The following is a 25939-nucleotide window of genomic DNA, read 5'->3' as shown; positions in this document are numbered from 1 at the left end:
CCCTTTTGTCAACGGTCTGAAACCTAGTTTTATAGCTAGGTTTTTATTTTTTATAAAGTTTTACCATGATAGAAAAAGACTGCGCAGTATCAGAGTGCTGCACAGTCTTTTTAAGTTAGAATTTTTCGGAAAACTTTACAAAAGCAGATACAAAGGATTTAAGAAATTCTTTAGTGCCTTCATTTGATAGATTGCCGCTTTCATCTAATAATGCCATAACATTTCCTATATAAGCTTCTGGTTGTTGTAATGTATAAACATCTAAAAAAGTAAGTACTTGTCTTAAATGATGATTAGCACCAAAGCCTGAAATTGCACCAAGTGAAACACTCACAATTCCTGCTGGTTTACCTCCCCATACACTTTGACCATATGGTCTTGAAGCAACATCAAGAGCATTTTTTAAAACTGCAGGGACAGAACGATTATATTCTGGAGTAAAGAATAGGAAACCATCAGAAGAAGCAACTTCTTCTCTAAGTTTTGTCCAGGATGTTGGTGGATTATCCTCAAGATCTTGATTAAACATATCAACATTACTTATATCTATAAATTTAACTTCATAATCTTCTGGAAATACCGATGACACATAATTAGCTATAGATTTATTAAAGGAGTCCTTTCTAAGACTACCCACAATTATACCGATTGTTTTTTTACTCATAAATAAATACCTCCTAAAATGCTTTATATTATGCTTTAATTATAAAATTACTGAGAATGATTGTCAATAATTGTTAATATATTAACTATTGGTTGTGTAAAATTAAATTTAGTAGAAGTTTAATTTGTAGAAATTTTTAATAATTGAAATTAAACTATCTATTTGTTTTAATAGATTTATAGATAAAGAATAAAAAGAATGAGAGGACAAAATATGATATACATAGTTTCACCAGCAAAATCATTAAATTTTAGTGATAAATCAAATGTAGTTAGTGATAGAACTCCTAATTTCATAAATGAATCAGAAAAGCTTATAAAAGAATTGAAAAAGTTTAGTCCAGAAGATATTTGTTCATTGATGAAAATTTCTGAGAAACTTGGGGAACTTAATTTTTATAGATTTCAGCAGTATGAATTAAACCCTGTTAAAGAAGCTGTATTTGCATTTCATGGAGATGTTTATAGGGGATTAGATATAAACTCTTTAAAAGATGAATCAGTTTTGTATGGAGATAAACATTTAAGAATATTATCTGGTCTTTATGGGGTTTTAAGACCGCTAGACAGAATTAAAGAACATAGACTAGAGATGGGGACAAAACTTATGAATAAAGCTGGAAAAGATTTATATGAGTTTTGGGGAGATAAGATACTTGAGTTTTTAGATAATGAATTAAGTAAAGAAAAAACTAAGGTTCTAGTAAACCTAGCATCAGAAGAATATTCAAAGGCAGCAAGGCTTGAGGAATTAAAGAAAAAGTATAAGGTTATTACACCTGTATTTAAAGATTATAAAAATGGAAGCTACAAGATAATAAGTATATATGCTAAAAGAGCTAGAGGTCTTATGGCGAGATATTTAATTGAAAATGAGATAGAAAGTATTGAAGGTATTAAATATTTTGAGAGTGAAGGATATAAATATTCAGAAGAAAAATCTAACGAAAATTTTTTGGTTTTTATAAGAAATTAATCGCCAGTTGACATTGTAAAAGCCTTATTATATCATGATTAAGTCAGTCGAAAAGTACAAGCCCATATATATCTGATAATATGGTTCAGATGTTTCTACGAAATTCCGTAAAAATTTCGCTATGGGTAAATCAATGGTGATGTTAAGTAGTTACTGTACCAGTTTGGTTTACCTATTCCAAGCGGGTACTTTTTTTTACTCTTTAGGAATTATACATATTATAGTTGCAGAAGTGTTATGCAACTTCATAAAATTCATTTATTTTAAATACTAAGTCTAAAGAGTAAAAAATAAAACTGAGCGCCTGCCAGATTTTCCTCACATGCGTTTGGAAAGGCAGATGCGCAAAAAAAATCAACGGCTCAAAATCGCCTTGGTGATTTTTTTATTGCATTACTTATGAGGAGGCTTTTTATGAAAACTAAAGAAAATAACATTTTAGAAAAAATCTTTAAGTTAAAAGAAAACAAAACAGATGTAAAGACAGAAATATTAGGAGGACTTACTACCTTTGTAACTATAGCTTATGCTTTACTAGTTGTTCCTAATATTTTAAAACTTGGAGGGATGAACTCTTTAGGTTTAAAGGGTGATGAGGCAGCGGTTTTAACTATAGCAAACGACCCTGTAGTTGGTTCTGCATTTGCATCAGTATGTATTGCAGCAGCAGTAGGCACACTTATTATGGCTTTTTATGCTAATATGCCTTTTGTATTGGCTCCAGGTCTTGGACTTGTTAGTTTCTTTGCTTTTAATATTTGTTTGAAATTAGGATATGCATGGCAGCAAGGATTAGCAGCTGTATCTATATCAGGGATATTATTTATAATTATAACTTTAACATCCATAAGGGAAAAAATAGTTTATGCTATGCCACATAACTTGAAACTTGCTATAACAGCAGGGATTGGACTGTTTATATCATTGATAGGTCTAAAAAGTGGAGGAATAGTAGTAGCTAATCCTGCAACTTTAGTAGCATTTGGAGATTTTAAAAACAGTTCAGTTATACTTACAATAATAGGATTGATTATTATGGCTGTATTAATGGCTAGGAACGTTAAAGGGGCCATGCTTATAGGAATTATAATAACTACTATAATAGGAATTCCAATGGGAATAACTAAATTAGATAATGTGCATGTATTTTCACTTCCACCAATAGGTAACACTTTCTTAGCTTTAGACTTTAAAGGATTATTATCTCATAATGGGGGAGGACTAATAGGAGCTATACTTACTATATTTATGGTTGTAATAACTTTAAGTTTAGTTGACTTATTTGATTCTTTAGGAACCTTAGTTGGAACTGCCCAAACTTCAGGAATGATAGATGAAAATGGAGAAGCTAAAAACTTAAGAAAATCTCTATTTGCAGATGCTATGGCAACTACCTTAGGAGGATTTTTAGGTACAACAACTTTAGCAACAGTTGTAGAATCAGCAGCAGGTATAGCAGCGGGAGCTAGAACTGGATTATCTAATGTAGTAGTAAGTATATTATTTATATGTTCATTATTCTTTAGTAGCCTTATAGGGGTGGTTCCTTCAAGTGCAACAGCGCCAGCTCTTATAATAGTTGGAGTACTTATGCTAAGTGCTGTTAAGGAAATAGACTTCTCAGACTTTACAGAAGCTGTACCAGCCTTCTTCACAATAGCTATGATGCCTTTTACATATTCAATAGCTAACGGAATAGCTGTAGGAATGATATTCTACCCACTAATGAAGGTGTTTACAGGTAAAAGAAAAGATGTTCATCCAATTATGTACATAATGGCATTCTTATTTATATTAAGATTTATATTAATGCCAGATTAATGCCAGATTAATGTAAGAAATAAAAGGGGACAGTTAATGATTATTTTCATTAACTGTCTTATTTTTTAACTAATAATAACTATTGACAAGTATAAATTATTTGGTAAAATATAGTTGTATAGGAAAAGTAGTAAGTGTATATAATGAATATAGATAAAATTAATAATTGAATATAATAATATAGATAAAGTGAGAGGAGATAGGATTATGCAAGTAAATTTTAAAGGAAATCCAGTAACATTAGTAGGAAGAGAAGTTAAGGTAGGAGATACATTTAGAGACTTTGTTGTTTCAAAAAATGATTTATCTCCATTAACATTAAAAGATACAAAGGGAGTAAGAATTTTTTTGGCAGTCCCATCTGTAGATACATCTGTTTGTGATTTAGAGGTTAGAACCTTTAATGAAAAAGTATCTGAACTTAAAGGGGTTACAGTTTACACTGTATCAATGGATTTGCCTTTTGCTCAAGCAAGATGGTGTGCAGCAGAAGGTATTGAAAATGTAGTAACTGTTTCTGACTATAAAGATAGAGCTTTTGGAGAAGCTACTGGAACATATGTTAAAGAGTTAGGGCTTTTAACTAGAGCGGCATTTGTAGTTGATTCAGATAATAAGGTAACTCATGTAGAATATTTAGGTGAAATAGCAGAGCAACCTAAGTTTGAAGAAATAATAAATGCAGCGAAGGCAGCAAAATAATTAAATAAGTTTATAAGGGCTATGTAGTAAGGCTTTAGAAGATCCTTATTACATAGCCTTCTTTTTGGTTTTATGTGATAAAATAGAATTGCTAATAAAATTCAAATTGACCATTTGTTAGATTTTAACATGGCTTTTAAAAGGTGAGGTAAAGAAATGAAGACGGATAAAAAGATAATAGTACAATTTACGGTTTTAACATTTTTTATAGCCTATATTGTAGCAGGTATATTGATTGTTCTTGGACAATTTGGATATTCGGTTCATAATTGGGTTAACTCGTTAGGTGAATTCGTAATGAATATTCCTTTTGCCATATATATTTTATCGCCTGCTATTGCTTCATATATTGTTCTTAAGAAAAATAATAAAATAGCAGATTTTAAGGAGTGGCTCAAAACTGTATTTTATGTCAAGAATAAAATAGCTCTCTATTTGTTCGTTATTGGAGGGCTTGCGCTTTATTTTTTGACTCATATGGTAGTTACAGGAACCACTAAAATGGTCCTTCCATTTTATATGATTTTTCTTTCTTTGCCTGGCAATCTTATTATTGGTGGCTTAGAGGAATCTGGTTGGATGTACGTATTGCAGCCTAGACTTGATAAAAAATATGGTTTTATTATATCTTCTATTTTGGCTGGCCTCATTTGGATTCCATGGCATATCCCACTTTTCTTTATTCCAGGTACGAATCATGGAGATGGACTAATTAACTTTTGGATGTTTTCGGTTCAACTCATTGCGTTTCGTTTTTTCAACGGAGCAATTTACAAGATATCAGGAAAAGGCCGTGTGTTTATGTGTGTATTATTTCACACCATGTTTAACGCAGCATCCCCTCTATTTGGTACAATGACTATGACTTGGACAGGGACTATTGCTGCGAATTCTGTTATTGTTCTTGTGTCGATTATAACAGTTGTAATATACAACAAAAAGAGTAAACCAATAGTATAAAATAAGGTGATTAGGTAATATTTGATAGTCAATTGTTAATTATAAAATGCCATAGACATAATTACTCTTTACGTGTAAAATATTATATTAGTCAATGGATGTAGAAAGGAATGAATTTAATGCAAGGAACTTGGATGGAAGTTAAGGTAATAACAAAAAGCGAGGCTCTTGAACCAGTATCAGCTATTTTTTACTCGTTAGATTGTAAGGGGGTAGCTATAGAGGATCCTAATGATATATTAGATAGAGAGCAAGGACCTTTAACTTGGGATTTTGCAGATTTAAATATATTAGAATATAAAGGAAAAGCAGCTTGTGTAAAAGGGTATTTTGCAGAAGAAGATAAGATAGAAGAAGTAGTTACTTATATTAAAGAGAAAGTTGAAGAGCTAAAAGAAATGGGCTTCGATTTGGGAGATGCAGAAGTTATCTCTACAAAGATGAAAGAAGAAGATTGGGCAAACAACTGGAAGCAGTACTACAAACCAACTAAGATAGGTAAAAAGATTGTAATTAAACCTATATGGGAAGACTATAAGGCAGAAGGCGAGGATTTAATAGTTGAACTAGATCCGGGTATGGCTTTTGGCACAGGAACTCATGAAACTACTAGAATGTGTGTTGCGGCTTTAGAAAGATACACAAAAGAAGATACTGTAGTTTTTGATATAGGAACTGGTTCAGGAATTCTTGCAATAGTTGCAGCTAAACTTGGCGCTAAGCATGTAGTTGGTGTTGACTTAGACCCCGTAGCAGTAGACTCTGCAAAAGAGAATTTAACATTTAATGATGTTAACAATATAGAAATACTAGAAGGTAATCTTTTAGATGTAGTTGATGGAAAAGCAGATTTAGTTGTTGCAAACATCATAGCAGAAATCATCTGTATTTTAACTCCAGATGTTAAAAAGGCACTTAATAAAGATGGAATCTTTATAACATCAGGAATAATTCATGATAGAAGAGAACTAGTTATAGCTAACCTTGAAGAAAATGGGTTTGAAGTTATAGAAGTTAATAAAGATGGCGAGTGGAATTGTATAATTGCAAAGTTAAAATAAGGAGAGAAGAGAATGCATAAATTTTTTACTCCTAAAGAACTGTTTTATGAAAATGAGGCTAGAATACTAGGTGAAGACGTAAAACACATATATAGAGTTTTAAGACTTGAAGAAGGAGAAAAAGTAGTTATAAATAACCTTCAAGGAGAAGAGTTTTTAGGGAAAATAGCAGAAATAACTAAGACTGAAGTTAAAGTAGTTATAGATAAAAAGTTAGAAGTTAATAATGAAAGTCCACTTGAAGTATATCTTTTTCAAGGACTTCCTAAAGCTGCAAAGATGGACTTAATTGTTCAAAAAGGAACAGAACTTGGATTTAAAGAAATAACTCCAATAATAACTGAGCGAGTTGACGTTAAGTTAAAGGGCGAGTTTAAGAAGTTAGATAGACTTGAGAGAATAGCTTTAGAAGCTTCAAAACAAAGTAAGAGAACTTTTATACCTAAGATAAACTCTCCTATTTCTTTTAAAGAGTTAGAGGAAGAGTTAAAACTTATGGACTTAGTTGTAGTTCCTTATGAAAATGCTGAAAACTTTGGAGTTAAGTCTTTAGTTAAGAATATAGATAAAAGTATAAAAAAACTTGGGATTATAATAGGTCCTGAGGGTGGATTTGAAGAAGAAGAAATAGAAAAACTTAAAGATAATGGAGCTTATATTGTAACTTTAGGACCAAGAATTCTAAGAACTGAAACAGCAGGTTTTGTTTGTGGATCATTGCTTCAATATGAGCTTGGAGATTTAGGAGGAAATGAGTAATGAAAGTAGCATTTGCGACATTAGGTTGCAGAGTTAATGTATATGAATCAGAAGCTATGATGGAGAAGTTTATAAGAGAAGGATATGAAGTTGTAGACTTTAGCGAAGTTGCAGATGTTTATGTTATAAATACCTGTTCAGTTACTAACATGGGAGATAAAAAATCTAGACAGATGATTTCTAGAGGAAGAAGACAAAATCCAGATGCTGTTATTGCGGCGGTAGGATGTTACTCTCAGATAGCTCCTAATGAGGTTAGTAGCATAGAAGGTATAGATGTAGTATTAGGCTCAAGAAACAAGGGAGAAGTGGTCTATTGGGTTAATAAAGCTAAAGATGAAGGCAAGATGCAGGTTCAAGTTTCGGAAGTTCTTAGAAATAAGGAATTTGAAGATTTGAGAATCGAAGAGTATCAAGATAAAACTAGAGCTTTCTTAAAAATACAAGATGGTTGTAATAGATTTTGTGCCTATTGTTTAATACCATATACTAGAGGTGCAGTTTGCTCTAAAGACCCTAAAAAGGTTATTGAAGAAGTTAAAGTTTTAGCTGAAAATGGATTTAAGGAAATAATCCTTTCAGGAATACATATAGCTTCCTATGGAGTAGAATTAGATGAGAAGATAACTCTTATAGATATAATAGAGGAAATTGAAAATATAGATGGGATTGAAAGAGTTAGAATAGGATCTATTGATCCAACTTTCTTTACTGAAGAAGTAGTTGAAAGAATCACAAAGTTTAAAAAACTTTGTCCTCACTTCCATCTTTCATTACAAAGTGCTTCTAATGGAACTCTTAAAAGAATGAATAGAAGATATAACATAGAAGAATATGAAAGTATAGTTAATATTTTAAGGGGAAAGATAAAAGATGTGTCTTTAACTACAGACATAATAGTAGGCTTCCCAGGCGAAACAGAAGAAGAGTTTAATGAAACTTACGAGACTTTAAATAAAATAAAGTTATCTAAGATGCATATATTTAAATATTCCCCTAGAAAGGGTACTAGAGCTGCTGACATGGAAAATCAGATAGATGGAAATGTCAAAGAGGAAAGAAGTAAAAAACTAATAGAGTTAGATTTAAAAAATGAAAAAGAACTTATAGAAAAATATATAGAAACAGAAATTCCTGTTTTATTTGAGCAAAAGGTAAAAAATGAACAGGACTTATATGAAGGATATACTCATAACTACATAAAGGTTATAGTTTGTTCTAAAGAAAAAAACTTAATAGGTAAAATTATTAAAGTAAAAATAAATGATGCAGGAAATGGAGTAGCCTATGGAGAAATAATAGATTAAGGGGGTGAAAACATGAATGATTGTATTTTTTGTAAAATAGCAAAAGGAGAAATTCCGTCAAAAAAAGTCTATGAAGATGATAAAGTGTTTGTTTTTCACGATATAAACCCGGAAGCTCCAGTACATGTATTAGTTATTCCTAAAGAACATATAGCGAGTGCTAATGATATAGATGAAAGTAAAAGTGATATAATAGCACATATATACTTAGTTATCCATAAGATAGTAAGAGAACTAGGTATATCAGAGTCTGGCTACAGAATAGTTAATAATTGTGGTGAAGATGGTGGTCAAACTGTAAATCATCTACATTTTCATATTCTAGGAGGAAGAAGTCTTAAATGGCCTCCAGGCTAACAATAATTATATGAAGTTCTTGACATTGTAAAATATAGTATTGTATAATATAGCGTGTGTTGTTTAAAGCCCACGGCTGTGCATTATAACATATTAGCTAGCGGAGGGAGGGATAGTAGATGTCAGAAATTAGAGTTGGAGAAAATGAAACACTAGAAAGTGCTTTAAGAAGATTCAAAAGAAAATGCGCTAGAGCAGGTGTTCTTTCAGAAGTAAGAAAAAGAGAACATTATGAAAAACCAAGCGTTAAGAGAAAGAAAAAATCAGAAGCTGCTAGAAAGAGAAAGTTTAAATAATAGCAGAGTTCTATAAAAGAATTTCTTTGAAAGAAGGTATTATATTGCCAACAATAAAAGAAAGACTTCAAGAGGACTGGAAACAGGCTTTAAAGGCAAGAGAAAAATTTAAGGCTGAAGTTTTAAGCATGGCTAAAGCAGCTGTACTTTTAGTTGAAAAAACTAACAATGTCAAAATTGAAGATGAGCAAGTTATAGAAATTTTAGCAAGAGAAATCAAGCAAAGAAAAGAAGCTATGCTTGAGTTTGAAAAGGGAAATAGACAGGATCTTGTAGATAAGTCTAAGACTGAGATTGAGATTTTGCTAAATTACCTTCCTCAACAGTTAAACGAGAATGAAATTCTTGAAATTGTAAAACAAGCTGCGCTTGAAGTTGGTGCCAACTCTCCTAAGGAGATGGGAAAAGTTATGGCGAAAGTCAGACCTTTAACCGTAGGCCGTGCTGATGGTAAACTTGTAAGTTCAATTGTTAAAGAATATTTAAGTAAATAATTTTACGTTATAAAAGGAGTTCACTTTGTGAGCTCCTTTTTTACATGTCATGAAATATCAATATAAATGATATTTTTAAATTTGTAATTTAATAAACCACATCATCATAAATTAATATGAAATGATTTTTTTTTTGAGGGGTTTTATGGAGTCTAAGTGGAATAGAGCAAAAATGAAGTTAGCTGAAAACCTAGAAATACCAAATGATGTCATATTAAGTACGCCGAAAATAACTATCTCAAGTAATAATGAAATATCTATAGAGAATCATAAAGGGATAATAGCCTTTGAAAGAGAGTATATAAAGATAAATTCTAAAATAGGGACTATAACCATAAGTGGAAAAGACTTTGAGATAGCTTTTATTGGGGGGCAGACTATAGTAATTCAAGGAGAGTTCAAATCAGTAATTTATGAGGGGATGGGGTAAATGGAGATATTAAAAAAACTTAAAAAGGGAACAATAACTATAGAGGTAAGAGCTATGATTCCAGAGAAATTTATCAATTTACTTTGGAGTCATGGCATTTATTCTAAAAATATTAGAAAAGTTGATTTAACAACATTTCTTGTGGAGATAAACTTAGTAGACCTTAAAGAAGTTCAAACTATAGCCAAAAGAATAAATGCAAAAGTAAAGGTTGTTGGGAAAAAGGGTTTAGCTTTTTATCTTATAAAAGCTAAAAGGCAAGTTTCTTTATGTGTAGCTGGAATAATATTTTTGGGGGTTATGTTCTACTTGTCTACATATATTTGGAGTATAGAGATTAACACTAAAAAAATATTGTCACCTTTTGAGATTAGAAGACAATTAAATTCATTAAATGTAAAACCTGGTGTTAAGAAAACATCTTTAGATGTTTATGCTTTAGAAAAGCAGCTAGAAGACACGAATAGCGATATAATGTGGGTAAAAGCAAGAATAGAAGGCTCTACCTTAAAGGTAGATATTGAAGAGAAGGTAAACCCGCCAGAGATTAAAGAAAAAGAAGACAATGAAGGTGTAATTGCTAAGATGGACGGGGTTATAAAAAGGATTTATACAATTTCTGGAACTGCTGTTGTTAAGCCTGGTGATATAGTTAAGGCTGGAGATTTGCTTATAAAGCCATATCAAGGAAAAGAAGGGCTTGAATATCCAACTAAAGCAGAAGGTAAGGTTATGGCAAGTACGGCCTATGAAAAGATATTAGAGGTACAAATAAGCGGTAAGTCAAAAGAGAGAACAGGAGAAAAAGACAAAGCTATATATGTCGAAGTTCTAGGAAAGAAAATTTATCTAAAAAAGCCTATAAAAACATATAAGGACTATGATAAAATAGAAGTCAAAGATAACTTTATAAAAAGTGAAGTTTATTATGAGGTATCAGAGAAAGAGCTAAACTTAAACGAAGATGAAGTTAAGCTTGATGTGCTAAATAAGTCAAGAGAAGCAGTTTTAAAAGAGATTGATAAGAAAGATACCATAGTACAAGAAATTCAAGATGTTGAAAACATAGGGGATGGAAAAATCATAATAAAAAATAAGTTTATAGTAGAGCAAGATATATCACAAATGAACAATTAACTTTAATAATAAAAAGTAGGTGAAACTATGGCTAAGAAATTGGATAACCAAAGAAATATACAACTAAAAAGAATTTTAACTTTCTTATTCACCTTCTTATTAGCTTTTTTGATTTTAATGACTGCTATTGTCACTAAGAAATATAATTTAAATCCAGGGGATATAGCTAATGCGGATATAAAGGCCCCTAGAGATACAATAGATCAGATGGCTACAAAGGCTAAGGAAGATGAAGTTGTCCAGCAAATAGATAAACAGTATACATTGAAGACAGATGTATCAAAAACAGCAGAGGATAACATAAAAAACTTTTTTCAAAAGATAATAGCACTTAAAGATTCTACAGTACAAGAGAATGACAAAATAGCTGCTATAAAAACCTTAAATGTAGTTAAGTTAGATGATGAAGACTATAAATATTTACTTTCAGTTTCCAAAGAGGACATCACTTTATTTCAAAATAAGTCCTTAGAGATAATAGGACTTGTTTACAAGAAGAACATAGAAGAAGATAAGGCAGAAGATATACAAGCTGCAAAAAATGAAGTTGAAAACAACTTAAACAACAGTAGCTTTAACAGAAGACCTAGAGATATACTGAATCTTCTTATAACTTCTCAAATAAAACCTAACTTCTTTTATGATAAAGAAAAAACTGATGAAAAAATTCAAGAAGCACAGAAAAATGTCCCTAAGATAGTAATAAAGAAAAATCAAACTATAGTAAAAGAGGGAGAGCCTGTTACTGAGTCTCAGATAGAGCTTCTAAATGAATTAGGACTTCTTAAAAATTCTGCAGATGGAGATAGTTTATATGTATATTTTGTATTAGGTATATTTGTTGCTGTAATATTAACTATTGAATATTTTTATATTTATAAATATTACAGAAAGATTTTTGATAATACAAACAATCTAATACTTATAAGCATAATTAACATAATATCTTTAGTTTTAGCAAGAAGTACGGCTCTTATATCACCTTATTTAGTTCCAATGATATTTGGACCAATAATGCTAACTTTGTTATTGAACTATAAAATAAGTTTAGTAGTTAGTTTGTTAAACTGTGTTCTAATAAGTGGAGTTATAAGCTTTAAGCCAGAAGTTATGATTTTAGCTTTTGTTTCAAGTGTTTTAGGTTCAACTTCACTAAGAAAAATGCAACAAAGAAATGATATTCTTTTATCAACTGCATATATAGCACTTATGTGTGCAGTGCTTACATTTTCAACAGGTACATTATTATCAAATGATATGATGGAAGTGCTTGAAAGTACAGCTATGGGGGGAGTCGGTATACTTTTATCGGGAATACTTGCTATAGGATTTTTACCCGTATTTGAAACTACATTTGATATAGTAACTACTGTTAAGTTACTAGAACTATCTAATCCTAATAGTCCGCTGCTTAAGAAACTTTTAATGGAAGCACCAGGTACTTATCATCACTCAGTTTTAGTATCTAACTTAGCAGAGCTTGCAGCAGAAGAGATAGGTGGTAACTCAGTATTAGCTAGAATAGGTTCTTTTTATCATGATATAGGAAAAACAAAAAGGCCTTATTTCTTTAAAGAAAACCAAATAGGGAAAGACAATCCTCACGATAAAATAACTCCGAACTTAAGTACATTAATTATAACATCTCATGTTAAAGATGGACTTGAGATGGCTAAAGAATACAATTTACCAAAGGTAATAAGAGATATTATAGCTCAACATCATGGTACAACCTTGGTTAAGTATTTTTATTATAAGATGAAAAACTCACCAGAGGGTGGAGAAGAAGTTAAGGAAGCTGATTTTAGATATCCAGGACCAATACCAGAAAGCAAAGAAGCTGGGATAATAATGTTAGCTGATTCTGTAGAAGCTGCGGTAAGGAGTATAAGTGAACCAACAAAGGGGAAAATAGAGGAAATGGTTAATAATATAATTAAAGATAAGTTGCATTCAGGTCAGTTAGACAACTGTGATTTAACTTTAAAAGACTTAACCAAAATAAGACAATGTTTTTTAAAAGTTTTAAGTGGAATATATCATGAGAGGATTGAATATCCTACAGAAGAAAAAGGAGTAAAATAAATTGGTATATACTGATAATAGACAATCTAAATTAGAAGTGACTAAGGAATTTCAAGAGTTTATAGAAAGTACTATAGAGTTTGCACTTAAAGAAGAAGAGGTTAAGGGTGAAACTCAGATATCTTTAATATTTGTTGATAATGATGAGATAAAAGATATAAATAGAGAAACTAGGTCTATAGATAAGGAAACAGATGTATTAAGTTACCCAATGATAGACTATGAGAAAGGAAAAGTATTTAAAGAGCAATATAGTAATTATGAGTTTGATGAAACTTATTTTGATGGTGAAGAGTTAGTACTTGGGGATATAGTAATATCTTTAGAAAAAGCTGTTGAACAGAGTGAAGATTATAATCATTCCTATGATAGAGAAGCTGCTTATTTAGCAGTTCACTCTGTTTTGCATCTTCTAGGATATGATCATATGGAAGAGGATGAAAAGAAGGTCATGAGAGATAGAGAAGAGGCTATACTTAATAAATTAAATATAACAAGAGGTTAAAGGGGTGATACTATGAAGGTTAAAAATTTGGTGGATAGCTTTAATCATGCTATAAATGGTATAATTCATTCTGTAAGAACTCAAAGAAATATGAAAATTCACATGTTCGCAGCAATATGTGTTTTAGGAGCTTGTTTCTTTTATGATATTTCTAAGGTTGAATTTCTTATATTGGCAGTAACAATAACAATGGTAATAAGTGCAGAATTAATAAATACTGCTATAGAGTATGCCATAGACTCTACCACGAATTTTTATCACCCTTTAGCTAAAATAGCTAAAAATGCTGCTGCTGGAGGAGTTTTAATAACAGCAGTTAATGCGATACTAGTTGGATATATAATATTTTGGGATAAGTTAAATAGAGCAACATTTGAGGTGGTAAACAAAATAAAAAATTCTCATCCTTATATGATATTTATTGTATTGATTATAGTTTGTATTGCAACAATAATAGTGAAGGCTATATTTGGTGAAGGAACGCCATTAAAAGGTGGTATGCCATCAGGACATAGTGCGTTAGCGTTTTCATTAGCTACAGCTATTTCTTTAATAACAGAGGAGCCTATTATAATAAGCTTAAGCTTCATAATGGCCTTTATAACAGCCCAGAGCAGGGTAGACTCAGAAGTACATTCTGTGGCAGAAGTTATCGTTGGAGCCATTTTTGGAACGGTTATGACTTTCATAATTTTTAAGCTTTTTAGTTAAAATAAGAGGAGGATTACGTATGGAGATAAATGTTGAAGAGCTGGTTTTAGCTGCTATAGAGATTAGAGAGCAAGCTTACGTTCCTTATTCAAAATTTAAGGTAGGAGCAGCTGCTTTATTTGAAGATGGAAACATATATAAAGGATGTAATATAGAGAATGCTTCTTTTGGAGCAACAAATTGTGCTGAAAGAACAGCAATATTTAATGCAGTATCAAAAGGCAATAGAACATTAAAAGCAATAGCCGTTATAGGTGATACAGAAAAGTATACTGCACCTTGTGGTATATGCAGACAGGTAATGGCTGAATTTGCAGAAAATGAAAATATAAAAGTGATAATAGTAAAAAATTCAAAAGATTATATAATAAAAACATTAGATGAAATGTTACCAGGATCATTTACTAAAAAGGATCTTGAGATTTAGGAGGAAGAATGTTTAAATCAGGTTTTATAACTATAGTGGGAAGGCCCAATGTAGGTAAGTCCACTTTAACCAACTATATTATGGGAGAGAAGCTATCAATAGTTTCTAATAAACCCCAAACAACTAGAAATAATATACAAACTATATTGACTGAGGAGGAGTATCAAATAGTGTTTGTTGATACTCCTGGAATACATAAACCAAAACATAAGTTAGGCGAATACATGGTTAACTCTGCGAAGGATTCTATAAAAGATGTAGACGTAGTATTATTCTTAATAACTCCAGATGTAACAATTGGAAGAGGCGATAGATTCATATTAGAGTCTTTAAAAAATCAAAAAGCCCCTGTTTTTCTTGTAGTTAACAAAGTAGATGAAAACACACATGATAAAGTTGCTGAAACTTTAGTAAACTATTCAAAAGAATTTGAGTTTGCTGAAATAATACCTATATCTGCCTTAAAGGGTAAAAACGTAGATACACTTAAAGAATTAATAGTTAAGTATTTACCAGAAGGTCCTAAGTACTATCCTGAAGATATGATTACAGATGTACAGGAAAAGTTTGTTGTAGCTGAAATTGTTAGAGAAAAAGCCTTAAAGACCCTTAGAGATGAGGTTCCACATGGTATTGCTGTAGATATAATTCAAATGAAACAAAACGACAAGGGAATGTACACAATAGAAGTAGATTTAATCTGTGAAAAAGACTCTCATAAGGGTATAATTATAGGTAAGAATGGACAGAGTTTAAAGAAGATTGGAGAAACGGCAAGATATGAAATAGAACGTTTCTTAAGAGAAAAAGTAAACTTAAAGATTTGGGTTAAAGTTAGAAAAGAGTGGAGAGATAATCCGCTACTACTCAAAGATCTAGGTTATAAGAAGCTTAAGTAAGCGGGTGGAGATATGTCACTTTTTGAAACTCAAGGAGTTATTATAAAAACCCAGGATTTTAAGGAAAATGATAAATTAGTTTGGATTTTTACAGAAAAGTCTGGAAAAATTACTACAATTGCAAAAGGTGCAAAGAAAGCTAAAAGTAGACATTTTTCTATAACACTTCCTCTATGTTATGGAGAGTATATGATGTTTAGAGGTAAAAATCTTTACTCATTATCAGAAGGGAAGATTATTAATTCCTTTCAAGGGTTATTAGGTAATTTAGAAAAACTTACTTATTCATCTTATCTTTGTGAACTTATAGATATATCTTTAATAGATGGAGAAAGTAATCCAAACTTGTTCAAAGATTTTGTTACTTGCTTATATTTATTAAATACCGATGCCATAGATTATGAACTTTTAGTAAGAAGCTTTGAACTTAAACTGCTTAAGTCTACAGGATATGGTTTGAACCTTAATAACTGTGCAAACTGTGGCAAAAAGATTAATACTAGTAGTTACATCAGTCTTGCAAATTATGGAGGAATATGTGGAGAATGTACGAAAGAATATAGTATTCGTATTTCTACTGCCGCTTATAATGTATTAAGGTTTCTAAATTCTTCACCAATGGATAAGGTTCATAGGGTTAATGTAAATACAGAAATTAAGGATGAGATATTTAAAGTAACATCAAGTATCTTTTCTTCAAACTATGCTAAAAAACCTAAAAGTTTAGAAATGTTAGAATATATAAAGGAGAGATAGCTGTGAGTGAAATAACATTAGAAAAAGTAGATAAAGTAAGAGAAAGAACTAATACTACTTATGCTGAGGCAAAATATGCTTTAGAACAATGTGACGGAGATGTTTTAGAAGCTATAATATATTTGGAAAATATAAAAACATCAGAAAAAGAATCTCAAAAAGAAGGAAAGTATGAAAGCTTTGAAGAATTTAAAGCTTACATCAAAGAAGTAGTTAGAAAAGGAAATGTTACAAGAATCAAAATTAAAAAAGATGATAGAACTGTGGTAGATATACCTGTAAATGCTGGAGTAGCAGCAGGGGTTATAGCTATAATGCTTCCACAATTATTAGCTATAGGAGTAGTTACGGCTATAGTTACTAAGCTTACTATTGAGATAACTAGAGAAAATGGAGAAGTTGAAGTAGTAAATAAGTATATAAAAGGGGCATATGATGATATAAAAGACAAAGCATCAGATGTTGCAGAAAGTATAAAAAGCAAAGTTTCAGAAGTGAAAAACGGAGCTTATAACAAAAGTAATACCCAAAAAAGCTCAAATGAAGAAGAAACTTTTTATACCTACACTGTTAATTTTGAGGAAGAAGAAAAAGAAACAGATTGATAAGACTGTAAAATAAAGAAAATAGAAGCAAATTAACATTAATGAGATGAAAATTAAAGAATCATGGGAATATTCAGTAAATTTAATTAATTATTCAGAAAATTTAGTATAGTAAAAGTTGTATAACATGTTATAATAATCTTGTAAATATTATAACTAATTTGAATTGTCTGAATATTCCTTGATGAAACGAGGGATAGTATGAAGTTTTCCAATAGACAAGAAGAAATCATTAGGTTGGTGAAAGAAGGACAGCCTATAACATCAGAAGCCTTAGCAGAAAAATTAGGAGTAACAAGAGCGGCAATAAGACCAGATTTATCTGTATTAACAATGATGGGAATATTAGATGCAAGACCTAAGGTAGGATATGTATATTCATCGAAAACTACAAAAAGTCGAGTTTATGATTTTATTTCCAACATAAAAGTTAAAGATATAATGTCAAAGCCAACAATTGTTTCAGAAGAGACTATGGTATATGACGCTATTGTGTATCTTTTCCTTAAGGATGTTGGAACTCTTTTTGTTGAAAACGATGGAAATTTGACGGGAGCTGTTTCTAGAAAAGACTTTCTAAAGATAGCAATTGGAGGTACAGATATACATAAGGTACCTGTAGGCGTCATAATGACAAGGATGCCTAATATAATTTATGCTAGTCCAGAGGATTCGGCGTTTGTTGTGGCAAAGAAAATAATAGAACATGAAATTGATAGCATTCCAATTATAGAAAGAGAAGCACGAGAAGATAGAGAAATAATAAAAATGGTAGGGAAGGTATCCAAAACAAATATTACGAAGCTTTTTGTAAGACTAGGAGATAGTTAATAGTGCAACTTTCGGGAAAGTCCCGTTAGTATATATAACAATAATTTTCGTATCGAACGGAGGAGTATTGAGATGGAAGAAAAGAAGTACGTGTACCTTTTTAGTGAGGGAAATGCATCAATGAAAAACCTTTTAGGGGGAAAGGGTGCTAACTTAGCGGAAATGACAACTCTAGGAATACCAGTACCACAAGGTTTTACAGTAACGACTGAAGCATGTAACAAATATTATGATGATGGTAGAGTTATAGCTAACGAAGTTATAGATGAAATTTATGAGAAAATGCATGAACTTGAAAAAATCACTGGCAAAGAATTTGGAAATGTTGAAAAACCTCTTCTTGTTTCAGTAAGATCTGGAGCAAGAGCATCAATGCCGGGTATGATGGATACAATATTAAATTTGGGGTTAAATGATGAATCTGTTGAAGCAATGGCAAAGCTTACAAACAATCCAAGATTTGCTTATGATTCATACAGAAGATTCATACAAATGTTCTCAGATGTAGTTATGGATGTTGAGAAAAGATTATTTGAAAATCTTATCGATGAGATGAAAGAAGAAAATGATGTTCATCTTGACACTGATTTAACTGCTGATGACTTAAAAGAGTTAGTAAAAAGATATAAGGCTCTTTATAAGAAAGAAAAGGGAGAAGAGTTCCCACAAGATCCTAAAGTACAGTTAATTGAATCAGTTACAGCTGTATTTAGATCATGGGATAATCCTAGAGCTATAGTTTATAGAAGACTTAATGACATTCCAGGAGCATGGGGAACTGCTGTAAATGTTCAAGAAATGGTATTCGGTAATAAAGGGGAAACTTCAGGAACAGGGGTTGCTTTCTCAAGAAACCCAGCAACAGGTGAAAATGCTATATATGGTGAATACTTAATGAATGCACAAGGTGAAGACGTTGTTGCAGGTATTAGAACACCACTCCCAATTTCTAAATTGCAAGTTCAAAATCCAGAAATATATAAACAGTTCGAAGATATTGTTAATACATTAGAAACTCACTACAAAGATATGCAAGATATGGAGATAACTATAGAAGACGGGAAATTATATTTCCTACAAACAAGAAATGGAAAGAGAACAGCTCAGGCTGCACTTAAAATAGCTGTAGATTTAGTTGAAGAAGGAATGCTTACTAAAGAAGAAGCTATATTAAAAGTTGAACCTAAGCAATTAGATTCATTACTTCATCCAAACTTTGATGAAACTGAATTAAAGAACACTGAAGTAATAGCTAAAGGATTACCAGCATCACCAGGAGCTGCTTCAGGAAAAATAGCATTTACTGCCGAAGAAGCTAAATTAAGAGCTGAAAATGGTGAAAAGGTTATCTTAGTTAGACTAGAAACTTCACCAGAAGACATAGAAGGTATGATTGCAGCACAAGGTATACTTACAGTAAGAGGAGGAATGACTTCTCATGCTGCGGTTGTTGCAAGAGGAATGGGAACTTGCTGTGTTGCAGGTTGTGGAGCTATTAAAGTTAATGAAGCAGCTAAGACAGTAGAAGTTAATGGAAAAGTTTTAACTTCAGAAGATTGGTTGTCTATAGATGGATCAACAGGAAATGTTTATCCTACAGCATTAAAAACTGTTGCACCTGAAATATCAGGATATTTTGCAACTTTCATGGGCTGGGCTGATGAAGTTAGAAAGTTAAAAGTAAGAACTAATGCAGATACACCAAAAGATACTATGCAAGCTGTTGAGTTTGGTGCTGAAGGTGTGGGATTATGTAGAACAGAGCATATGTTCTTTGCAGAAGATAGAATAATGGCTGTTAGAGAGATGATAGTAGCTAAAAATGAAGAGCAAAGAAGAAAGGCCTTAGAAAAGCTTCTTCCTATGCAAAAAGGAGACTTTGTTGGAATATATGAAGCCCTAGAAGATAGACCAGCTACTATAAGATTCCTAGATCCACCACTACATGAATTCTTACCACATTCTGATGAAGATATAGAAGCATTGGCAAAAGAAATGGGATTAACTTTTGAAGATTTAAAAGCTACAGTGGAAAGTCTTCATGAATTTAACCCAATGATGGGACATAGAGGATGCCGTTTAGCAGTTTCCTATCCAGAAATAGCTGAAATGCAAACAAGAGCAGTTATAGAAGCTGCAATTGAAGTTAAAAACAATAAGGGATACAATGTAGTTCCTGAAATAATGATTCCTCTTATAGGAGAAATAAAAGAGCTTAAGTTCGTTAAAGATGTTGTAATTAGTACTATCAAAGCAGTACTAGAAGAAACAGGAGCAGAGTTAGAATATAAAGTAGGTACTATGATAGAGATACCTAGAGCTGCAATTACTGCAGACGAAATAGCTAAAGAGGCAGAGTTCTTCTCATTTGGAACAAATGACTTAACTCAAATGACATTTGGATTCTCAAGAGATGACGCAGCTAAGTTCCTAAATGCTTACTATGAAAATAAAATATATGAGCAAGATCCATTTGCTAAGTTAGATCAAAATGGAGTTGGAACATTAGTTAAGATTGCAGTTGAAAAAGGAAGAGCAACTAGACCAGACATTAAACTTGGTATATGTGGAGAACATGGTGGAGATCCATCATCAGTTGAGTTCTGCCATAACATTGGTTTAGACTATGTTAGTTGTTCACCATTTAGAGTTCCACTAGCAAGACTTGCAGCAGCTCAAGCACAAGTTAAAAATCCAAGATAATTAAATATAAAAAGGAGGCTTCAAGTAAAATCTTGAAGCCTTTAAATTTTTATTTTATAATTTTCTTCAATTGCAGCTATTATGTCAGTTGAAAAACTAAGTTGAAAATCAGTTCTATCAACAACTTTAGATAAAAGCAAATTAAACGAATTTTTATTGCACTTCTTTATATTTTTATAGTAGTCACGTGAAAGCTTCCAATACTTTTGTGGAAATATTAGATATGCTAAAATATACTTTATATCGTCTTTATTAAGTTTATTAATTGATAAATAGTTATTTATTAAAGATAAAGCTAACTCCACATTCCATTTAGTATTTTCTCGTTTTAATAATCTTCTCAAAAGATAGGAAATATCTTTTGCTACATAATCATATCTACACTTGTCAAAATCGATAACCCAAACATAACCATCAACATTAAAAATTATATTTTTATTAACATAATCACCGTGACATAGAGATTTTGTAAGATTATCAAAGTTTACAGTAGAAAGAATCTCTAATGATGTTTTAGCTAAATATTCATTAGCATCAAAATGTTTTAAATAGGTCTTAGAAAATTTATCTTTGTATTTAAATGCATAGTTTGAACAATTAAGCATGTGAGAAAAGTGTTTCATTGTAGATATGTATAAATTATCAAAACCCTTTCTAATAGTTGCGCCGTTAATAGGGAAAAAGTTTTCTCCTTCCTTATGCATTGTTGCTAGGTTTCTTATTGAATATATAACATGTTCTAAGTTATCAAAATCACATTTCACCCCATCAACCCAAGGAGTTAATATAAATAACATGTCCTTATAAGATACATATCTTCCTTTATTTATATTTGGTATTAGGTTAGGTACTTTAATACCTTTTTGGTGATACCACTCAATTGCAGAGTACACAAAAAGAAGATCCTGTTCACTATAATAAACTTTTTTTAAACAGAAATCCCCATAAACAGAAGAAATTTTATATACAGCACGTTGTTTTGCAGTATCCTTAAATTTTACTGGAGTAATGTCGCAATCAAAAATATTATATTGTGATAAAATAAATTCCTTAATCTCGTATATACTTAGTAACTCTCTTTTTTTATCTACAGCCTCTTTTGCCATAAATACCTCCTCTTTAAAAGCTCCTATTAATATGATATTAATGAATTTATTTATTTATTCTAATGGATAATAAAATTAAAGGATAAAATAATTATATGAAATAAAATATTAAAAACTTTCATAAATAATATATAGTGATTAAAAAATGAAGGAATTTTATGATTGATATAGAATAATAATTTAAGAGGTGAATTATATGAACATTAGGGAAAAAATTGAAAGAAATGAAGAGTTGACATTGATAAAAGAAGCCTCCTTTTCTAGTAAAACATTAGGTAGGAATACTCCTGAGGAAAAGGATGTTACTAGAACTGATTATATGATAGACAGAGATAGGGTTATACATTCTAAATCTTTTAGACGTTTGAAACATAAAACGCAGGTTTATATAAAAACTTTTGGAGATCATTACAGGACTAGATTAACTCACACTTTGGAAGTATCCCAGATAGGAAGGACAATTGCAGCAGGAATTGGTTTAAACGAAGTATTAGTTGAGGCTATAACTTTAGGTCATGATTTAGGTCATGTTGCTTTTGCTCATAATGGAGAAGAAGTTCTTAATGAATTTTTGCCAGGTGGATTTAGACATAATGAACAAAGCGTTAGAGTGGTTGAGAAATTAGAGAAAAACGGCAAGGGACTTAATTTAACAGCTGAAGTTATAGATGGGATTTTAAATCATAGTGGATTTTCAAATGGAAAAGCAAAAGCAAAAACTCTTGAAGGGCAAGTTGTGAAATATAGTGATAAGATGGCATATATTAATCATGACATAGATGATTCTATAAGAGCTAATCTTTTAAGAGAAGATATGCTTCCTAAAGAAATTATAAAGGTTTTAGGAAATACCCATGGCGAAAGAGTGGATACATTAGTTAATGATTGTATAGAAAACACATTAAAAAACATAAATGATAATAATATTAAGGTTAGTTTAAGTAAAGAGGTTGGGGATGCTATGGCTGAACTTAGAAAGTTTATGTTTAAAAATATTTATTTAGGTGATGTATTAAAGGTTGAAAGAAACAAAGCTAAGTTTGTCTTAGAGAATGTAATAGAACATTTTTATAAAAACCCACAAGAAATGCCAGAAATTTATCAGAACATAGTGAAAGCAGAAGGATTACATAGAGGAGTTGCAGATTATATAGCAGGAATGAGTGACGATTATTGTATCAATATCTTCAATAATCTTTATGTTCCAAAGTTTGTAATTTATTAAATAATTAAGAATAATAGAAGATAATTTTTGGTAAAATAAGTGAAGCTGGAAAGAATTTTGAAAATTTTACAGGAGTATATGATTGTTTTTAACAAATAATCGTAAAAACTTCTATATTTATTAAATTTCCCAAGAAGGATTTATAAAATTTATGTCGAATATAAATATAATTGTTGAAAAAAATATCAAAGTAAGGAGGGGAACTCCTTGCAGATTCAAGAAGCATTGATAGAAAGGATAAAGCAGGAAAATGATATTGTAGAAATCATTTCTGAAACTGTAAGGCTTAAGAGATCAGGAAGAAATTATATGGGGTTATGTCCATTTCATAATGATAAGACTCCGAGTTTTTCCGTGTCTCAGGACAAACAAATTTATAAGTGTTTTAGTTGTGGAGAAGCTGGAAATGTTATTACTTTTTTAATGAAAAGTAAGAAACTAACCTTTATGGAAGCGATAAAAGTTTTAGCAGATAAAGCTAACATTCCTCTAAATTTAGAAAATGGAGAAAAAAATTCAACTGCAATTAAAAAAGAGTTGATGTATAAGATTAATACAGAGGCAGCTAGATTCTTTTTTTCTAATTTATTTAAAAGTAGAGATGTTATGAGTTACTTCCAAAATAGAGGGTTATCTTTAAAAACAATTAAAAGTTTTGGGTTAGGTTTTGCTAAAAATGATTGGAATAGTTTAAGATTTTATTTAAAATCTAAAGGTTACAATGAGGCAATACTTGAGGAAGTAGGGTTGATAATTAAATCAGAAAAAGGAAACTATTATGATAGATTTAGAAATAGAGTAGTATTTCCGGTTTTTGATTTTAAAGGTAGAGTAATAGGATTTGGAGGTAGAGTACTAGATGATTCTAAGCCAAAATATCTTAATTCTCCAGAAAGTTCAATCTTTGTTAAAGGCACTAATTTATATGGATTAAATTTTGCTATTAAAGATGGGCTTCCAGAAAGATATTTTGTAATAGTTGAAGGTTATATGGATTGTATATCCCTTCACCAACATGGAATTAAAAATGCAGTTGCATCACTAGGTACAGCACTAACACTAAATCAAGCAAGATTATTAAAGCGATATGCAGATAAGGTTATAATATCTTACGATGCTGATGCTGCAGGACAAAATGCTACCATAAGAGGATTAGAGATTTTAAGAAGTGCAGGTTTTGATGTTAGAGTACTCACAGTTCCTAAAGGAAAAGATCCTGATGAGTATATAAGAAGTAATGGTAAAGAAGCCTTTTTAAAACTTATAGATGAATCTCTTCCACTAATTGAATATAGGTTAAAAAGAGCAAAAGAAGGAATAGATTTTACTAACAACGAGCATGTAATTTTATATGGGCAGAAAGTTACAGAAATATTAGCAGAGTTAAATCCCATAGAAAAAGATGTTTATGTTAAAAAGATTTCAGAAGAAACAGGAATAAGAGAGCAGGCATTATATGACCTACTTTCTAAAAAAGTGACAAAATTCCAAAAAGATGAAAACTTTATGAATAATAAGGAAGAAAATGGAACAAAATCATATATAGAGCCTGCTTACCTTAAGGGAGAGAGGCAACTTCTTAAACTAATGACAAAAGATGAATATTTTCAATTAATAAAAGAAAATATAAGTGAACAGGAGCTAATTTCAAAAGCTCATCAAAATATTTACCGACTTATTATAGAAGGTAAAGAAGAAAAAAAAGACCACTTGGAGGATTTTGTAGAATACAATTGCAAAGATACAAATTCTCAAAGTGAATGGATTAAGATAAGAGAATTAGAAATATTAGAGGGTAATATAGAAGCATCTATCAAAGATTATATTTATAACATAAGAAAATATAGATTAGAGAATAAAATGCATACTATAAAGAAAAAGCTAAAGGAAAGTGAAGATAAAGGGGTTTTTGAGGATTTAATTAATCTAGCGAAAGAATTAAAGAATGTTGATTTAGAACTCAAAAGATTAAAAAGAGGTTAAATGGCGTAGCGGAAGGAGGTATTTTAATGGCTGAAAAAATTACTAAAGGTAAGGATAAGGTTGAAAAGACTGAGGATTTAAAAGATAAAAGTACAAAAATGACAGTTGTTAAGAAGTTAATTGAGAAGGGTAAGAAAAGTGGAAGCATAACATACAAGGAGATAATGGATGAACTTGATGAAATAGATCTAAACCCTGAACAAATAGAAAAGATATATGAAGTATTAGAATCCATGGGAATTGAAGTTTTAGGTGATATTGGAGAAGCAGAAGTCGAAGAAGAACTTGATTTATCAATCCCAGAAGGAATTGCTATAGATGACCCTGTTAGAATGTATTTGAAAGAAATAGGTAAGGTTCCACTGCTATCTTCTGAGGAAGAAATTCAACTTGCTCAGAGAATTGAAAATGGGGATAGTTATGCTAAAAAGAAGTTAGCAGAAGCTAATTTAAGATTGGTTGTATCTATTGCCAAAAGATATGTTGGTAGAGGAATGTTATTTTTAGATTTAATTCAAGAAGGTAATTTAGGACTTATAAAAGCTGTTGAAAAATTCGATTTTACTAAAGGATTTAAGTTTTCAACATATGCTACTTGGTGGATAAGGCAGGCTATAACAAGAGCGATAGCAGACCAAGCAAGAACAATAAGAATACCAGTTCATATGGTTGAAACTATAAATAAACTTATAAGAGTTCAAAGACAACTATTACAAGAACTTGGAAGAGATCCTTTCCCAGAAGAAATATCTAAGGTTATGGATTTACCTGTAGATAAGGTTAGAGAGATTCAAAAGATAGCTCAAGAACCAGTTTCATTAGAAACTCCTATAGGAGAAGAGGAAGATTCACATCTTGGAGACTTTATTCCAGATGATGATGCTCCAGCACCAGCAGAGCAAGCAGCATTTACAATGCTTAAAGAACAATTGATTAATGTATTAGATACACTAACTCCTAGAGAAGAAAAAGTTTTAAGACTAAGATTTGGTTTAGATGATGGAAGAGCTAGAACTCTAGAGGAAGTTGGAAAAGAGTTTAATGTAACTAGAGAAAGAATAAGACAGATAGAAGCTAAAGCTTTAAGAAAGCTAAGACATCCTAGTAGAAGCAAAAAGTTAAAAGATTATTTAGATTAGT

At 31.0% G+C, this 25939-nt stretch carries 26 protein-coding genes and 1 riboswitch; of the genes, 24 read left to right on the top strand and 2 right to left on the bottom strand.

What is annotated here, in order from left to right:
* Positions 1-115: 115 nt before the first annotated feature.
* Complete coding sequence (locus B3N22_RS00850; protein WP_073018762.1) at positions 116-664, bottom strand: NADPH-dependent FMN reductase; 549 nt, start codon at positions 662-664, stop codon at positions 116-118.
* Between the two features lie 213 nt (positions 665-877).
* Between B3N22_RS00850 and yaaA the strand changes: the two genes are divergently transcribed.
* From yaaA to ppdK, 21 genes are all read left to right on the top strand, one after another.
* Complete coding sequence (gene yaaA / locus B3N22_RS00845) at positions 878-1639, top strand: peroxide stress protein YaaA (protein ID WP_286904123.1); 762 nt, start codon at positions 878-880, stop codon at positions 1637-1639.
* Between the two features lie 42 nt (positions 1640-1681).
* A riboswitch (purine riboswitch) is annotated at positions 1682-1781 on the top strand.
* Between the two features lie 272 nt (positions 1782-2053).
* Positions 2054-3460 carry an NCS2 family permease gene (locus B3N22_RS00840; RefSeq protein ID WP_286904121.1) on the top strand — a complete coding sequence of 469 codons (1407 nt, stop codon included), beginning with the start codon at positions 2054-2056 and terminating at the stop codon, positions 3458-3460.
* A gap of 207 nt (positions 3461-3667) precedes the next feature.
* Positions 3668-4162 carry a thiol peroxidase gene (tpx, locus tag B3N22_RS00835; RefSeq protein ID WP_286904119.1) on the top strand — a complete coding sequence of 165 codons (495 nt, stop codon included), beginning with the start codon at positions 3668-3670 and terminating at the stop codon, positions 4160-4162.
* A 156-nt stretch (positions 4163-4318) separates the two neighbouring features.
* Positions 4319-5122, top strand: a complete 804-nt coding sequence (locus B3N22_RS00830; protein WP_286904118.1) for a CPBP family intramembrane glutamic endopeptidase — start codon at positions 4319-4321, stop codon at positions 5120-5122.
* 119 nt (positions 5123-5241) lie between these two features.
* Positions 5242-6183 (top strand): 50S ribosomal protein L11 methyltransferase, encoded by a 942-nt coding sequence (prmA, locus tag B3N22_RS00825; protein WP_286904124.1) that lies wholly within the window; start codon positions 5242-5244, stop codon positions 6181-6183.
* A gap of 12 nt (positions 6184-6195) precedes the next feature.
* Positions 6196-6942, top strand: a complete 747-nt coding sequence (locus B3N22_RS00820) for a 16S rRNA (uracil(1498)-N(3))-methyltransferase (RefSeq protein ID WP_286904117.1) — start codon at positions 6196-6198, stop codon at positions 6940-6942.
* On the top strand, positions 6942-8249 hold the full coding sequence (gene mtaB / locus B3N22_RS00815) for a tRNA (N(6)-L-threonylcarbamoyladenosine(37)-C(2))-methylthiotransferase MtaB (RefSeq protein ID WP_286904116.1): 1308 nt from the start codon (positions 6942-6944) through the stop codon (positions 8247-8249). Before B3N22_RS00820 ends, mtaB begins: the two co-directional genes overlap by 1 nt.
* Before the next feature lie 12 nt (positions 8250-8261).
* Complete coding sequence (locus B3N22_RS00810; protein WP_286904115.1) at positions 8262-8606, top strand: histidine triad nucleotide-binding protein; 345 nt, start codon at positions 8262-8264, stop codon at positions 8604-8606.
* A gap of 119 nt (positions 8607-8725) precedes the next feature.
* Entirely contained in the window at positions 8726-8902 is a 177-nt protein-coding gene (gene rpsU, locus B3N22_RS00805) for a 30S ribosomal protein S21 (RefSeq protein WP_021801013.1), read from the top strand.
* A gap of 44 nt (positions 8903-8946) precedes the next feature.
* Positions 8947-9396, top strand: coding sequence for a GatB/YqeY domain-containing protein (locus tag B3N22_RS00800; protein ID WP_073018782.1), 450 nt, complete (start codon positions 8947-8949; stop codon positions 9394-9396).
* A 145-nt stretch (positions 9397-9541) separates the two neighbouring features.
* Positions 9542-9826, top strand: a complete 285-nt coding sequence (yqfC, locus tag B3N22_RS00795) for a sporulation protein YqfC (protein WP_286904112.1) — start codon at positions 9542-9544, stop codon at positions 9824-9826.
* Positions 9827-10963 (top strand): sporulation protein YqfD, encoded by a 1137-nt coding sequence (gene yqfD, locus B3N22_RS00790; RefSeq protein WP_286904110.1) that lies wholly within the window; start codon positions 9827-9829, stop codon positions 10961-10963.
* 27 nt (positions 10964-10990) lie between these two features.
* Complete coding sequence (locus B3N22_RS00785) at positions 10991-13048, top strand: HD family phosphohydrolase (RefSeq protein WP_286904108.1); 2058 nt, start codon at positions 10991-10993, stop codon at positions 13046-13048.
* A gap of 1 nt (position 13049) precedes the next feature.
* Entirely contained in the window at positions 13050-13553 is a 504-nt protein-coding gene (ybeY, locus tag B3N22_RS00780) for an rRNA maturation RNase YbeY (RefSeq protein ID WP_286904106.1), read from the top strand.
* Positions 13554-13565: 12 nt separating this feature from the next.
* Positions 13566-14264, top strand: coding sequence for a diacylglycerol kinase (locus B3N22_RS00775; RefSeq protein WP_073018790.1), 699 nt, complete (start codon positions 13566-13568; stop codon positions 14262-14264).
* Between the two features lie 19 nt (positions 14265-14283).
* Positions 14284-14691: a cytidine deaminase gene (locus B3N22_RS00770; protein WP_414632210.1), complete on the top strand. Its 408-nt coding sequence runs from the start codon at positions 14284-14286 to the stop codon at positions 14689-14691.
* 8 nt (positions 14692-14699) lie between these two features.
* A complete protein-coding gene (gene era, locus B3N22_RS00765) occupies positions 14700-15590 on the top strand; it encodes a GTPase Era (RefSeq protein ID WP_073018794.1) in 891 nt (296 codons plus the stop codon).
* Positions 15591-15602: 12 nt separating this feature from the next.
* Positions 15603-16346: a DNA repair protein RecO gene (gene recO, locus B3N22_RS00760; protein ID WP_238902517.1), complete on the top strand. Its 744-nt coding sequence runs from the start codon at positions 15603-15605 to the stop codon at positions 16344-16346.
* Between the two features lie 2 nt (positions 16347-16348).
* A complete protein-coding gene (locus B3N22_RS00755) occupies positions 16349-16951 on the top strand; it encodes a DUF4342 domain-containing protein (protein ID WP_073018799.1) in 603 nt (200 codons plus the stop codon).
* A gap of 201 nt (positions 16952-17152) precedes the next feature.
* The gene (gene ccpN, locus B3N22_RS00750) at positions 17153-17782 is read left to right on the top strand and encodes a transcriptional regulator CcpN (protein WP_238902516.1); all 630 of its coding nucleotides are present in this window, start codon (positions 17153-17155) and stop codon (positions 17780-17782) included.
* Positions 17783-17854: 72 nt separating this feature from the next.
* On the top strand, positions 17855-20485 hold the full coding sequence (gene ppdK, locus B3N22_RS00745; protein WP_238902515.1) for a pyruvate, phosphate dikinase: 2631 nt from the start codon (positions 17855-17857) through the stop codon (positions 20483-20485).
* A 41-nt stretch (positions 20486-20526) separates the two neighbouring features.
* Here ppdK and B3N22_RS00740 read toward each other — a convergent pair whose 3' ends face one another.
* Positions 20527-21591, bottom strand: a complete 1065-nt coding sequence (locus B3N22_RS00740) for a CotS family spore coat protein (RefSeq protein WP_073018804.1) — start codon at positions 21589-21591, stop codon at positions 20527-20529.
* A 196-nt stretch (positions 21592-21787) separates the two neighbouring features.
* Here B3N22_RS00740 and B3N22_RS00735 point away from each other — a divergent pair, with 196 nt between their 5' ends.
* The 3 genes from B3N22_RS00735 (at position 21788) to rpoD (ending at position 25938) form a co-directional block, all read left to right on the top strand.
* Positions 21788-22816 carry a deoxyguanosinetriphosphate triphosphohydrolase gene (locus tag B3N22_RS00735; RefSeq protein WP_286904100.1) on the top strand — a complete coding sequence of 343 codons (1029 nt, stop codon included), beginning with the start codon at positions 21788-21790 and terminating at the stop codon, positions 22814-22816.
* Positions 22817-23023: 207 nt separating this feature from the next.
* Complete coding sequence (dnaG, locus tag B3N22_RS00730; protein ID WP_286904098.1) at positions 23024-24799, top strand: DNA primase; 1776 nt, start codon at positions 23024-23026, stop codon at positions 24797-24799.
* 26 nt (positions 24800-24825) lie between these two features.
* Positions 24826-25938, top strand: coding sequence for an RNA polymerase sigma factor RpoD (gene rpoD, locus B3N22_RS00725; RefSeq protein WP_073018821.1), 1113 nt, complete (start codon positions 24826-24828; stop codon positions 25936-25938).
* Position 25939 lies beyond the last annotated feature (1 nt).

Origin of the sequence: Clostridium sp. UBA1652 (assembly GCF_002320975.1) — a bacterium.
Taxonomy (GTDB): Bacteria; Bacillota; Clostridia; order Clostridiales; family Clostridiaceae; genus Clostridium_T; species Clostridium_T intestinale.
This window is presented reverse-complemented; position numbering and strand designations above follow the sequence as displayed.

Excerpts from the sequence above, each read along its gene's own strand:
- B3N22_RS00775 (WP_073018790.1), top strand. The coding sequence starts at position 13,566 with ATGAAGGTTAAAAATTTGGTGGATAGCTTTAATCATGCTATAAATGGT.
- rpoD (WP_073018821.1), top strand. The coding sequence starts at position 24,826 with ATGGCTGAAAAAATTACTAAAGGTAAGGATAAGGTTGAAAAGACTGAG.
- recO (WP_238902517.1), top strand. The coding sequence starts at position 15,603 with ATGTCACTTTTTGAAACTCAAGGAGTTATTATAAAAACCCAGGATTTT.
- ccpN (WP_238902516.1), top strand. The coding sequence starts at position 17,153 with ATGAAGTTTTCCAATAGACAAGAAGAAATCATTAGGTTGGTGAAAGAA.
- tpx (WP_286904119.1), top strand. The coding sequence starts at position 3,668 with ATGCAAGTAAATTTTAAAGGAAATCCAGTAACATTAGTAGGAAGAGAA.
- mtaB (WP_286904116.1), top strand. The coding sequence starts at position 6,942 with ATGAAAGTAGCATTTGCGACATTAGGTTGCAGAGTTAATGTATATGAA.
- rpsU (WP_021801013.1), top strand. The coding sequence starts at position 8,726 with ATGTCAGAAATTAGAGTTGGAGAAAATGAAACACTAGAAAGTGCTTTA.
- yqfC (WP_286904112.1), top strand. The coding sequence starts at position 9,542 with ATGGAGTCTAAGTGGAATAGAGCAAAAATGAAGTTAGCTGAAAACCTA.
- B3N22_RS00850 (WP_073018762.1), bottom strand. The coding sequence starts at position 664 with ATGAGTAAAAAAACAATCGGTATAATTGTGGGTAGTCTTAGAAAGGAC.
- prmA (WP_286904124.1), top strand. The coding sequence starts at position 5,242 with ATGCAAGGAACTTGGATGGAAGTTAAGGTAATAACAAAAAGCGAGGCT.
- B3N22_RS00830 (WP_286904118.1), top strand. The coding sequence starts at position 4,319 with ATGAAGACGGATAAAAAGATAATAGTACAATTTACGGTTTTAACATTT.
- B3N22_RS00740 (WP_073018804.1), bottom strand. The coding sequence starts at position 21,591 with ATGGCAAAAGAGGCTGTAGATAAAAAAAGAGAGTTACTAAGTATATAC.
- yqfD (WP_286904110.1), top strand. The coding sequence starts at position 9,827 with ATGGAGATATTAAAAAAACTTAAAAAGGGAACAATAACTATAGAGGTA.
- ppdK (WP_238902515.1), top strand. The coding sequence starts at position 17,855 with ATGGAAGAAAAGAAGTACGTGTACCTTTTTAGTGAGGGAAATGCATCA.
- B3N22_RS00735 (WP_286904100.1), top strand. The coding sequence starts at position 21,788 with ATGAACATTAGGGAAAAAATTGAAAGAAATGAAGAGTTGACATTGATA.
- B3N22_RS00785 (WP_286904108.1), top strand. The coding sequence starts at position 10,991 with ATGGCTAAGAAATTGGATAACCAAAGAAATATACAACTAAAAAGAATT.
- yaaA (WP_286904123.1), top strand. The coding sequence starts at position 878 with ATGATATACATAGTTTCACCAGCAAAATCATTAAATTTTAGTGATAAA.
- era (WP_073018794.1), top strand. The coding sequence starts at position 14,700 with ATGTTTAAATCAGGTTTTATAACTATAGTGGGAAGGCCCAATGTAGGT.
- B3N22_RS00770 (WP_414632210.1), top strand. The coding sequence starts at position 14,284 with ATGGAGATAAATGTTGAAGAGCTGGTTTTAGCTGCTATAGAGATTAGA.
- B3N22_RS00810 (WP_286904115.1), top strand. The coding sequence starts at position 8,262 with ATGAATGATTGTATTTTTTGTAAAATAGCAAAAGGAGAAATTCCGTCA.
- B3N22_RS00820 (WP_286904117.1), top strand. The coding sequence starts at position 6,196 with ATGCATAAATTTTTTACTCCTAAAGAACTGTTTTATGAAAATGAGGCT.
- B3N22_RS00840 (WP_286904121.1), top strand. The coding sequence starts at position 2,054 with ATGAAAACTAAAGAAAATAACATTTTAGAAAAAATCTTTAAGTTAAAA.